Source organism: uncultured Limosilactobacillus sp. (assembly GCF_934202235.1).
GTDB lineage: Bacteria > Bacillota > Bacilli > Lactobacillales > Lactobacillaceae > Limosilactobacillus.
In genome coordinates, this window is sequence record NZ_CAKPXS010000053.1 from 1 (window position 1) to 10,464 (window position 10,464).

10 protein-coding genes are annotated in these 10,464 nt (G+C 48.9%); 7 read left to right on the plus strand and 3 right to left on the minus strand.

Annotated features, from left to right (window positions below; genetic code table 11):
• Positions 1–118 precede the first annotated feature (118 nt).
• The 3 genes from proC to Q0E49_RS07210 form a co-directional block, all read right to left on the minus strand.
• Complete coding sequence (gene proC / locus Q0E49_RS07200) at positions 119–886, minus strand: pyrroline-5-carboxylate reductase (protein WP_295747507.1); 768 nt, start codon at positions 884–886, stop codon at positions 119–121.
• Positions 887–904: 18 nt separating this feature from the next.
• Complete coding sequence (locus Q0E49_RS07205) at positions 905–1,612, minus strand: MucBP domain-containing protein (RefSeq protein WP_295747509.1); 708 nt, start codon at positions 1,610–1,612, stop codon at positions 905–907.
• Between the two features lie 143 nt (positions 1,613–1,755).
• A complete protein-coding gene (locus Q0E49_RS07210) occupies positions 1,756–4,032 on the minus strand; it encodes an ATP-dependent Clp protease ATP-binding subunit (RefSeq protein WP_295747511.1) in 2,277 nt (758 codons plus the stop codon).
• 219 nt (positions 4,033–4,251) lie between these two features.
• Between Q0E49_RS07210 and Q0E49_RS07215 the strand changes: the two genes are divergently transcribed.
• The 7 genes from Q0E49_RS07215 (at position 4,252) to Q0E49_RS07245 (ending at position 10,159) form a co-directional block, all read left to right on the plus strand.
• Positions 4,252–4,434, plus strand: a complete 183-nt coding sequence (locus Q0E49_RS07215) for a hypothetical protein (RefSeq protein WP_295747513.1) — start codon at positions 4,252–4,254, stop codon at positions 4,432–4,434.
• 123 nt (positions 4,435–4,557) lie between these two features.
• Positions 4,558–4,824 (plus strand): phosphocarrier protein HPr, encoded by a 267-nt coding sequence (locus tag Q0E49_RS07220; RefSeq protein ID WP_102279100.1) that lies wholly within the window; start codon positions 4,558–4,560, stop codon positions 4,822–4,824.
• 3 nt (positions 4,825–4,827) lie between these two features.
• The gene (gene ptsP / locus Q0E49_RS07225) at positions 4,828–6,549 is read left to right on the plus strand and encodes a phosphoenolpyruvate--protein phosphotransferase (protein ID WP_295747516.1); all 1,722 of its coding nucleotides are present in this window, start codon (positions 4,828–4,830) and stop codon (positions 6,547–6,549) included.
• 102 nt (positions 6,550–6,651) lie between these two features.
• Positions 6,652–7,863 (plus strand): glycosyltransferase family 4 protein, encoded by a 1,212-nt coding sequence (locus Q0E49_RS07230; RefSeq protein ID WP_295747517.1) that lies wholly within the window; start codon positions 6,652–6,654, stop codon positions 7,861–7,863.
• The gene (locus tag Q0E49_RS07235) at positions 7,860–8,888 is read left to right on the plus strand and encodes a glycosyltransferase family 4 protein (RefSeq protein ID WP_295747519.1); all 1,029 of its coding nucleotides are present in this window, start codon (positions 7,860–7,862) and stop codon (positions 8,886–8,888) included. Before Q0E49_RS07230 ends, Q0E49_RS07235 begins: the two co-directional genes overlap by 4 nt.
• A complete protein-coding gene (locus tag Q0E49_RS07240; RefSeq protein ID WP_295747520.1) occupies positions 8,885–9,904 on the plus strand; it encodes a lysylphosphatidylglycerol synthase transmembrane domain-containing protein in 1,020 nt (339 codons plus the stop codon). Before Q0E49_RS07235 ends, Q0E49_RS07240 begins: the two co-directional genes overlap by 4 nt.
• 9 nt (positions 9,905–9,913) lie before the next feature.
• The gene (locus Q0E49_RS07245; RefSeq protein ID WP_295747522.1) at positions 9,914–10,159 is read left to right on the plus strand and encodes a DUF1797 family protein; all 246 of its coding nucleotides are present in this window, start codon (positions 9,914–9,916) and stop codon (positions 10,157–10,159) included.
• Positions 10,160–10,464: the final 305 nt, after the last annotated feature.

Sequence of the window (10,464 nt, forward strand, 5' to 3'; positions counted from 1 at the left end):
AAGCTTAGTTGCCTAAAAAATTATTATTCAGTTTTTCAGTCGAAATATTCAACTTCCAACTTTATGGGTACACGTCAATCCCGCCTGCGCGGGTGACCCTTTCATTCTTTTGTGTTACTTACTCGTTAGCTTTGTTGACGGCATCGATGACGGCATGACGGAAGCCATCCTTTTCCAATGCGGCCACGCCCCGGATCGTTGTCCCACCAGGGGAAGTGACCTGGTCACGAAGCAGGGCGGGTGCCTGCTTGGTCGCCGTTGCCAGGGCGCCAGAGCCCTTGACCATGCTGGCAACCAGTTCATAGGCAGTCTGTCGGCTCATCCCGTGAAGGACGGCAGCGTCACTCATTGCGTCCATGAAGACGTCAACAAATGCCGGACCGCAACCACCGATAACGCCGACGATCCCTAGTTGCTTTTCCGGGACCTCGATGATGTCACCAAGCGGCGAGAGGGCCTTTTTGATGGTTGCTTGCGCATCACTAGTGGCCTGGTCAGGCATGGCCAAGCCGATGGCTCCGGCATTAACTGCTACCGGGGTATTCGGAATGATGGTGGCAATCGTTTGCGTGGGCAAAACTTCCCGGAGAGCAGCTTGACTAATCCCCGCTGCTGCGGAAATAACCACCGTTGCCGACGAGAGGTTGCTCAGCGTGCGGGCAACGTCAACGGTCACGGGTGCCGGGGTGGTCAAAATCACCACGTCGGGCTGAGCAGCGACGACTTGTTTTGCCTGGTGAACCAGCTTCACGCCCAACTGGGCCGTCAGTTGGCTAACCCGCGGGTTTTGTGGATTCATGGTCAGGAGTTCAAAACCGCCATGGTGGCAGTAGCCTTTCAGGATGGCGCCACCCATGGCACCAACACCGATAATTGCAATTTTCATAGTAAAAGTCCTTTCCTCTTATAGTAGGTCGATGTACATCGCGTTAACGTAACCCCGCCGGGCAACGTGGTACCACTTGACGCCGTTATCGTCATCTAATTCGGCGTTAATAGTGAAGGAGACGCCATCAGCGGCATGGTCGACAACCTTGCCATAGGGGGCGTCATAGATGGGAAGTGAACCACCAGTGACGTAGTTGACGGTCCCGGTAACGTTGATTTTTGTTTCTGCCAGTTTGGTGGTTGCCGGTTCGGGATGTAAGTTGAGTTCCGGGAATGGCTGGTCGACGAGCTCGAGTTGAGAATCGTCAAACTGCGCCCACTGGTCTGCGCCCACTTCGTACCATACCTGGTGGTCAAAAGTAGTGACCCGTTCAAAGGATTTGATAATAATCCCTGGTGCGATTGGTTTGCCAGCTGGCATGCCACCAACCATGTCATAGACGGTTGTGGACTGCTTAATCCGTAAGAAGACGTCGACAGTTTCAACCGTTTCCCAGTTTTGGTGACGGTACATTAACTTGATCGTGTGGGTCTTCATGTCGAAAGTCCCGCTTAATTCACCATCATTTTTGATAAAACGGTAACCGGGGATGTCGAGCTTATCAACATGGTAGTCATCACCGATAAAACCTTGCAGCAGTTGCGGGACGCGAAGGTTTTCGTGCGAGTCGAGATCCATGTAGTAGACCCAAATAGGAGTTCCAGTTTTAAACGAGCGATTCATCAGTTTTCACTCCAATTATTTTCATAGTTTAACACCATAATTATACCGCTTTGTTGGTACTTTAGTGCCAGCATTCAGCAAGCATTAGACAAACTTAAAGGGCCCGACAGCGCCTGCCGGACCCTTCGTTGGTTGAGGGAAAATTAGTTGTTATCATCAGAAGTTGATTCATCAGCGGTTGGTTCACCATGATCGCTAATGGCGACTGGTGAAGCTACTACCGTGATGTTGCCGTCATCATCCAGGTGAGCAACCAAGTTGTGGACGTCAGCGTGGTCTAAGACGAAGTCGGCAATGCGGTCTTCGATCTGTTCCTGGATTGTCCGGCGCAGTGGACGAGCACCCATCTGCGGGTTGTAACCAAGGTCAACCAGCTTATCCTTCACATCGTCGTCAACGGAAATGTGCAACTGCCGATCCTTCAACATCTCGTTAACATCCGACAGCATTAGGTTGACGATCTGCTTCAGTTCTGGTTTCGTTAGGTGGTTGAATTCAACGATGTCGTCGAACCGGTTCAGAAATTCAGGCTTGAAGTAGTTGGTCAGCTTGGTAATCAAACTGGAACGACTACTGTTGCCCGGACCGAAACCAATGGCCCCGGCTTCGGAATCGCCAGTACCGGCGTTCGACGTCATAATGATGATGGTGTCCTTGAAGGAAACGGTCCGCCCCTGTGAATCAGTCAGCCGCCCGTCATCAAGGATTTGCAAGAACATGTGCATAACGTCCGGGTGCGCCTTTTCCACTTCGTCCAAGAGGATTAGGGAGTAAGGGTGACGACGAACTTGCTCGGTTAGTTGGCCCGGTTCGTCGTAACCAATGTAGCCTGGCGCTGCCCCGATGAGCTTGGAAGTAGATTCCTTTTCCATGTATTCACTCATGTCGAAGCGGATCATCGCGTCAGTTGAACCAAAGAGTAATTTCGCCAACTGCTTAGCCGTTTCCGTCTTGCCGACACCTGTTGGCCCAACGAAGAGGAAGGAGCCAATTGGCCGACCCGACTTGTTGAGCCCGATCCGGTTCCGCCGGATTGCCCGGGCAATCTTATCAACAGCCTGATCCTGACCAATAACCCGCTTTTCCAGCGTCTTATCAAGATCACGCAGCTGGTTTTGCTCCTGCTTTTCCAGGTCGCCAACCGGAATGCCAGTCTTATCTTCGACGATTGCCTGCATGTCTTCCTTCGTTACCGTTGCGGCATCCTCAGTCTGGTTTTCTTCAGCAGCCTTCTTTGCCTTGGTCAGCTGGGTAACCTGGTCACGGTAGTAAGCTGCCTTTTCGTAGTCCTGACTTTCCACCGCTTGCTGCTTGTGTGCTTCGGCGGTATGGATATCATTTTCGATCGCATTGGGGTCGGACGTCTTCAACGTCAAGTTCTTGCGTGAACCGGCCTCATCCAGCAGGTCGATTGCCTTGTCTGGCAAGAAACGGTCCTGGATGTAGCGGTCAGATAACTTCGCTGCTGCTTTGATTGCATCGTCGGTGTACTTGACGTGGTGGAAGTCTTGGTAACGATCCTTAATCCCGTTTAAGATCTTGATCGTCTCGTCAACGCTCGGCTCGTCCACTTGGACTGGCTGGAACCGGCGGGCGAGGGCGGCGTCCTTTTCGATCTTCCGGTATTCGTTGAGCGTCGTGGCCCCGATTAACTGGAAGTCGCCCCGGGCCAGCGCCGGCTTCAAAACGTTACCAGCGTCCATCCCACCTTCGGCATTGCCAGCACCCATGATTTCGTGGATTTCGTCAATGAAGAGGATGATGTTCTTATTCTTTTGCACTTCTTTCATCAATTGCTGCATCCGTTGTTCAAACTGGCCACGGATCCCGGTCCCTTGAACCAGCGAAACAACGTCTAAGCGAATAATTTGTTTGTTACGTAGTTTGTCCGGTACTTGACCAGAGACAATCGATTCAGCTAGGCCTTCAACGACCGCCGTCTTCCCGACACCAGCTTCACCGATCAGCACTGGGTTGTTCTTGGTCCGCCGGTTTAAGATTTCAACGACCCGTTTGATTTCCGTGTCCCGGCCAATCACTGGGTCAATCTTTCCCTGCTTAGCCATGTTGGTCAGGTTGATTCCGTATTGACCCAACAGGCCCTTGCCATTGCGGCGACCGTTGCCACCCCGGCCACGGTTATTACCGTTGTTGCCATTGAAGTTGGCCTGGCCACCATTAGCGTTTTGTCCAGCCATGTTATTCATGGCGTTCATAAAGTCTTCCATGTTTCCAAAGCCAAATGGGTTGTCCATATTATTATTGCCCCCGTTTCCGTTCATCATGTTAGTCATATTAGTTTGCATGTTTTGTAATTTTTGGTAGCAACTTTGACAAAGGTTAACTTGCATCCGTTGACCGTTGTATTCCATCTGCAGGTGGATAGTTGCTGGATTTTCGTGACAGATTTGACAAATCATTCAGTACGAGACCTCCTCGTATAAACCGGCCAACCGTGAAAATGGTTTGACCTTTCTTGACTAATAACTTAATTATACTTACTTTTCCCCAGAAGACAAGAGATTACACCTCAATTTTAGCACTCCCGCTATTTGATTGCTAAAAAGTGGGCCCATGCTGGTGCCCATTTAATAATCAGTTATAATGAACATAAATTAAAGAGTGGGGTGACAAGTGAGATGAGTGAGAATTTTCAGCAGCAACTAACCGACCTGATTAATAAGAAGATTGATGAATTTACCGTGACGCCAGAGACTTTTCAGGAGTTTCAGGCAGTCTTTCATGACTACGAATACCGGACTCAGGTGGTCGGCAAAGCTGAGCGTGGTGGAACCATCAAATACCGCTTGAAGGAAAGTTAATAATCCGCCTGCAAGCGGTTGCTATTTATCTTGTAATTAGGGTGCGTCCTTGATACAATATGGACATGAGAGATGCCGAAGATTGGCTCGGCTACTTTTAAAATAATAAGGAGAATGATATTCATGGAAAAACGCGAATACACTGTTGTTGCTGAAACTGGGATCCATGCTCGTCCAGCAACTATCTTGGTTCAAACCGCATCAAAGTTCACTTCAGACATTAACCTGGCTTACAATGGCAAGAGTGTCAACCTGAAGTCCATTATGGGTGTAATGTCATTGGGTGTTGGTCAAAACGCTGATGTTACCATCACCGCTGAAGGTGACGACGAAAAGGATGCCATCGCAGCCATTGATGACACGATGCACAAGGAAGGACTGGCTGACTAGTAAATGGTTCAATCACTCAATGGTTTAGCCGCCAGTGGTGGCATTGCTATTGGTCAGGCTTACCTGTTGGGCGATACCAGTCTTACCGTTTTAAATCATTACAACGATAATGTGAATCATGAGGTCTCACGGCTTCATGATTCTTTTACTATCAGTGGGAAAAAGTTGGCCGTCCTGCAAAAACGGGCACGGCAGACGTTAGATAACCGGGCTGCTGCAGTTATTGATTCAGAGGTCAAAATGATGAGTGACCCCCGGTTACTGACCAGTATTGAATGGTTGATTCGTAATGAAAAGGTAACGGCAGAGTGGGCAATCACCCAGCAGTTGGCACAAGAGAAGAAACGAGCTGCTAAGCAGGATCCCGACTACTTAAAACGGCGCTTAACAGCACTAAATGACGTGGAAAAGCAACTGGTTAACTACCTGCAGGGGACGGTTGTTGAACGGCAAATTCCCGCGGGAGCGATTTTGGTGACTAAGACTGCCACGCCGGTACTGATGGCGGCAGTCGGTGAACGGTTAACGGGTCTGGTTACGCAAACCGGCGGACCGACATCACACTTTGTGCTGATGAGTCAGTCAATGCAGATTCCCAGTGTGGTGGGGGTTGATGACCTCATGTCGACGGTCAAACAGGGTGACTTGCTAATTGTTGATGGCCTCCACGGCAAGTTGATCGTCAACCCGGACAAGCAAGTCATTGACGAGTACCAGCAGATGGCTGGTGACTTTGTCCGCGAGCAGCAGTGGTTTGGTCAGTTATCCCAGCGTGAAACGGTTAGTCTTGATGGTCACCACTTTATTGTGGCGGCTAATCTGACTTTGCCCAGTAACGCCACGGCGGCACTGGCTGCCGGCGCAGAAGGGGTCGGCCTGCTGCGAACCGAGTACCTCTTCTTAGGTCGGGGTAAAAACTTGCCAAGTGAAGAGGAGCAGTTTCAGGCTTATAAGGAAGTGCTGACGGCAATGCCGGACAGCCGGGTGACCATCCGGACCATGGATGTTGGGGGTGACAAATTACTGCACCCTACCGGGAGAGGGGAGACCAATCCATTCCTTGGTGTTCGCGGAATTCGGGTTAGTTTAAGCCACCCTCAATTGTTCGTTAGTCAGTTAAGGGCCTTATTGCGGGCGTCTGTTTACGGGCGGTTAGCCATTATGTTCCCGATGGTCGCCACCATTGATGAATTTAACCAGGCACGGTTACTGTTGGACCAAACTCGTCAAGAGTTACAAAAGAGTGGAGTCAGGGTGGCATCCGATATTGAAGTGGGGACGATGGTGGAAGTACCATCGGCGATCCTGATGGCAGATCAGCTGGCCCGCCAAGCGGACTTTTTCAGTATCGGCTCTAACGACCTTGTTCAGTACATTTTTGCGGCTGACCGTGGTAACGAGCGGGTAGCTAACTTAAATCAGGAGTTGCACCCGGCGGTCCTTCGAGCGGTCAAGCAGGCCGTTGATGCAGCCCACGCCGAGGGGAAGTCAGTCAGTCTTTGTGGTGAAATGGCGGGTAAGAGGTTGGCAGTGCCGCTGATCATGGCAATGGGGATGGATGAATTATCGGTTCCTAGTCCCCAGGTAGCCACTGTCCGCAACCTCATCAGCCAGCTCAAAATTCGCCAATTGCAGCCCTTACTTCATCAGGCACTGGCTGCCCACAATGCTGATGAAGTTAAGCAGCTGGTTCAGCACAGTTTGGCAAAAATGATCCAGCTTTAGCAGGTAAGGAAAATTGCACCGCTCCGGCTGGTCTTGTATAATGGTCGTTGTTTTAGGTACGAGCGATTTAGTGATTAATAACTGACAAAAGGGGCTTTCACGGTGAATATCGGCTTGTTTACAGACACATACTTTCCACAAGTTAGTGGGGTGGCGACGTCCATCAAGACGTTGCGTGACGAGCTGATTGCGCAGGGCCACCATGTGTATATTTTCACAACCACCGACCCGCTTGCCAAGCACGACGACGTGGAAAATGGCATTTACCGGTTTAAAAGCATTCCTTTCGTTTCCTTTACTGAACGGCGGATTGCCTTAACTGGCTGGGTGCGAGTGCTACGTCTCGCGAAGAAACTCAAGTTGGATATTGTCCACAACCAAACGGAATTTTCCCTAGGATTGATGGGAAAAGAAGTTGCTCATTCGTTGGGGATACCGTGCATCCATACTTATCACACCATGTATAACGACTACCTCCACTACGTTGCCAATGGTAAAATTTTAAAGCCACGTGACGTCGCTAAACTCGTGCGGTTTTACATGAAAAATATCACCGGGGTAATTGCGCCGAGTGAGCGGGTGTTAGACACACTGTTAGATTACGGCGTGACGGCGCCCATTCGGGTGATTCCCACCGGGGTAAACCTGCGTGTTTATAGCCAGAGAAACTCAGCCGCGCAGTTGCTGAAGCTGCGCCACAGGTGGGGTTATGAGGCAGACACCCCAGTGTTGCTATCGTTGTCTCGCCTGGCCTACGAAAAAAATATCCACGCCGTCATTGAAGCGATGCCAGATATTTTAGCTCAGCGCCCCGATGCCCGTTTGCTGATTGTTGGTGACGGCCCGGCCCGGCCAACGTTGGAACGGCAGGTCAAGGAAATGAACCTTCAGGAAGTCGTCCAATTTACTGGGGTCGTGCCAAATGAAGAAGTGCATAGCTATTACCAAATGGCTGACGTTTTAGTCTCAGCTTCCGATACCGAGACACAGGGACTTACCTATATTGAGGCATTGGCATCGGACCTACCGATTGTCGTGATGCGTAGCCCCTACACTGATGAGCTGATTGATAGTCCGGTTATTGGTCGCAGTTTTCAGAAGCGGGCAGACCTGGTTGCCGGTGTTCTCTACTACTTGAACCACAAGTCAACTGCTGCAGAAACACAGCGGCGGCAAGAAAAATTGACTTCCATTTCGGCGGAGGTCTTCGTGAAACGAGTAGTCGAGTTTTACCATGAATGTCAACGAATTCGGACCGCTCAGCTTGCAACACAGTCACACGGTTTGTTTCATAGGAGTAAAAATGAGCGATGATTACTATTAACATGTTTTCTTCTGCTGATAAGGTGGCTGGCCAGGGAGTGGGCAGTGCTTATTTAGAGTTAATTAAGATGCTCAAGGACCGTTTTAGTGACGAATTTGAGATTAATATCAACCGCTATACAAAAAGTCAGATCAGTCATTATCACACGATTGACCTGCCTTTTTACTTTTCCACCTTTTCCAAGAAGCGCGGCCGTAAAATTGGTTACGTTCACTTTTTGCCAGAGACCCTGGAAGGCAGTTTGAAGATTCCACAACCATTTAAGGGGATTTTTTACCGCTACGTCATCGCATTTTATAAGCGAATGGACGAACTGGTGGTTGTCAATCCGACCTTTATCGATCAATTGGTGGCCTACGGGATTCCCCGCGAAAAGGTCACCTATATTCCTAATTTTGTTGATAGCCAGGAGTTTCACCCGTTGACGGTGGCAAAGAAGTTGGCCCTTCGTCAGCAACTGGGGATTTCACCAACGAAGTTTGTCGTCCTCGGCAGCGGTCAGATTCAGGAACGCAAGGGCGTGTTCGATTTCATTCGCCTGGCTAAACAAAACCCGCAAGTACAGTTCATCTGGGCGGGTGGTTTTTCCTTTGGCAGGATTACCGATGGTTACCCGCAATTAAAAAAGGTGGTCGATAACCCGCCAGCTAACTTGCTGTTTCCGGGAATCGTTAGTCGTCAGCGAATTAACGAGTTGAATAACGTGGCGGACCTATTTTTGCTGCCCTCTTATAATGAATTGTTCCCGATGTCGGTCCTGGAAGCCTTTAGTAGCGGCACCCCAGTGATGCTCCGGGATCTGGACTTGTACCATGCGATTATTCAAGGGGACTATCTTCCGGCAAAAGACGTCAGTCAGATGCAGGAAAAAATAACCGAGTTGGTGGCGGACCCAACTCAGCTAACCCGGTGGCAAGAGAAAGCGCGTCAGGCTTCTCAACGTTATTCGAAGGGACACTTGGCGGAGCGCTGGCACGAATTTTATACCGAACAAGCGGCAGGAGTAAACGGATGAGTAGGAAAAACTGGCTGGTTTTAATTCTAATGGTAGTGGCTGGTTGCGGCATTTTTACTTATTCGATGCGGGATCAGAACCTTCACTTAATTATGACGGAATTAACGCGGATGAACTGGGGCTGGTTTCTCGTTGCTGTTATTTGCATCTGCTTATATCTGGGGCTTGAGGGGGTCGTGGATAAGCTCTTTCTTACTAACCGTTACCCTGACTTTACCTGGAAAGACGCATTGCGTTTGCCGCCAATCGAGCAACTATTCAATGGGATTACCCCCTTTTCAACTGGCGGGCAACCTGCCCAACTGGTGGCATTATTGCAATCCGGTGTTGAAGGGGGAATGGCCAGCTCTGTCTTGCTGATGAAGTTCGTGGTATTTCAATCAATGATTGTCATCAGTTTTCTGGTTAGTTTATTGATTGGCTTTCACTATATAGCTGAAAAGCTTCAAGCGTTATCATTATTGGTGATTCTGGGCTTTGTCGTGCACTTATCAGTGATTGTTGCCTTGCTCTTAGTGATGTACTGGTATGGTTTTACTAAACGGGCCGCTAACTTGCTCATCAAACCGGCGTCGTGGTTTATGAAACCGCAGAATTACCAACGGATGGTTCAAAAGCTCAACGAAAAGATCGATACCTTTTACCAGGAAAGCATCAAGATGAAAAGTGAATATGGGAAATTGGCGCAAGTTTCAGTGGTGACAATTGCACAGTTGTTTTTTTACTATGCTATCCCGTATTTCATTATGTTGGCGCTCGGAATTCACGGAATCAACTTTGTGATGGTCATGAGCTTACACGTGCTGATCTTTATGATTATTTCTCTTTTCCCTATCCCGGGTGGAACAGGGGGGGCCGAGTATAGTTTTGCTGTGCTTTTTAGTAGTTTTATGCATTCCAGCAGCAAGTTAGTGCTAGCAATGATTCTTTGGCGAATTCTGACGTATTACTTTTGTATGTTTGCGGGGATGGTTTGCGTTGTGCTGAAACCTGACCGTGTTAAGCAGGGAAAGTAGGGTGATTATATGGACACTGATTTGTCACAGATTATTAACCGGTTAGTGGCGATGGTTGATGATCGCCACCCGGGAGTTCAGTCACGGATGTTCAATCTCTATGGTATTCCCCTGTGTGAGGTTCAATATTTTCCGAAGAATCATCGGTTTAGGGTAGAGAAGTTTCGTCCTGAACAACATTTTGAATTCGACAAATTGGACCTGGCCGCCATTGAGATTTATCAGTGTCTGGAAGATTTTCGAGAAAGTTTTTAAAAAGTGATTGACGATTTTTCTTGTGGCTGGTATAGTAATTTATGCTGTTTCAGGAAGTAAACGAAAACGTTGAAATTAAGGGTTGACAGCCCAAGGTTTTCTGTTAAACTGAAATAGTTGTTGACAGTTTCAAGCGCTAATTTCGATTGAAAACATCATGAATTTGTTCTTGACGTCAGCTAAACAGTTTGATATACTGTAAAAGTTGTTGATACGAGTTATCGTATCAGCAAGGTAGACCTTTGAAAACTGAACAAAGTTTCGACGAACACAAATGTGCAGGGTCCTTGATCTTCGGATCGAGG

What these genes read in the sequence shown, in the direction of transcription:
- proC (WP_295747507.1), bottom strand. Translation starts at nt 886, where the DNA reads ATGAAAATTGCAATTATCGGTGTTGGTGCCATGGGTGGCGCCATCCTG.
- Q0E49_RS07205 (WP_295747509.1), bottom strand. Translation starts at nt 1,612, where the DNA reads ATGAATCGCTCGTTTAAAACTGGAACTCCTATTTGGGTCTACTACATG.
- Q0E49_RS07210 (WP_295747511.1), bottom strand. Translation starts at nt 4,032, where the DNA reads ATGATTTGTCAAATCTGTCACGAAAATCCAGCAACTATCCACCTGCAG.
- Q0E49_RS07215 (WP_295747513.1), top strand. Translation starts at nt 4,252, where the DNA reads ATGAGTGAGAATTTTCAGCAGCAACTAACCGACCTGATTAATAAGAAG.
- Q0E49_RS07220 (WP_102279100.1), top strand. Translation starts at nt 4,558, where the DNA reads ATGGAAAAACGCGAATACACTGTTGTTGCTGAAACTGGGATCCATGCT.
- ptsP (WP_295747516.1), top strand. Translation starts at nt 4,828, where the DNA reads ATGGTTCAATCACTCAATGGTTTAGCCGCCAGTGGTGGCATTGCTATT.
- Q0E49_RS07235 (WP_295747519.1), top strand. Translation starts at nt 7,860, where the DNA reads ATGATTACTATTAACATGTTTTCTTCTGCTGATAAGGTGGCTGGCCAG.
- Q0E49_RS07240 (WP_295747520.1), top strand. Translation starts at nt 8,885, where the DNA reads ATGAGTAGGAAAAACTGGCTGGTTTTAATTCTAATGGTAGTGGCTGGT.
- Q0E49_RS07245 (WP_295747522.1), top strand. Translation starts at nt 9,914, where the DNA reads ATGGACACTGATTTGTCACAGATTATTAACCGGTTAGTGGCGATGGTT.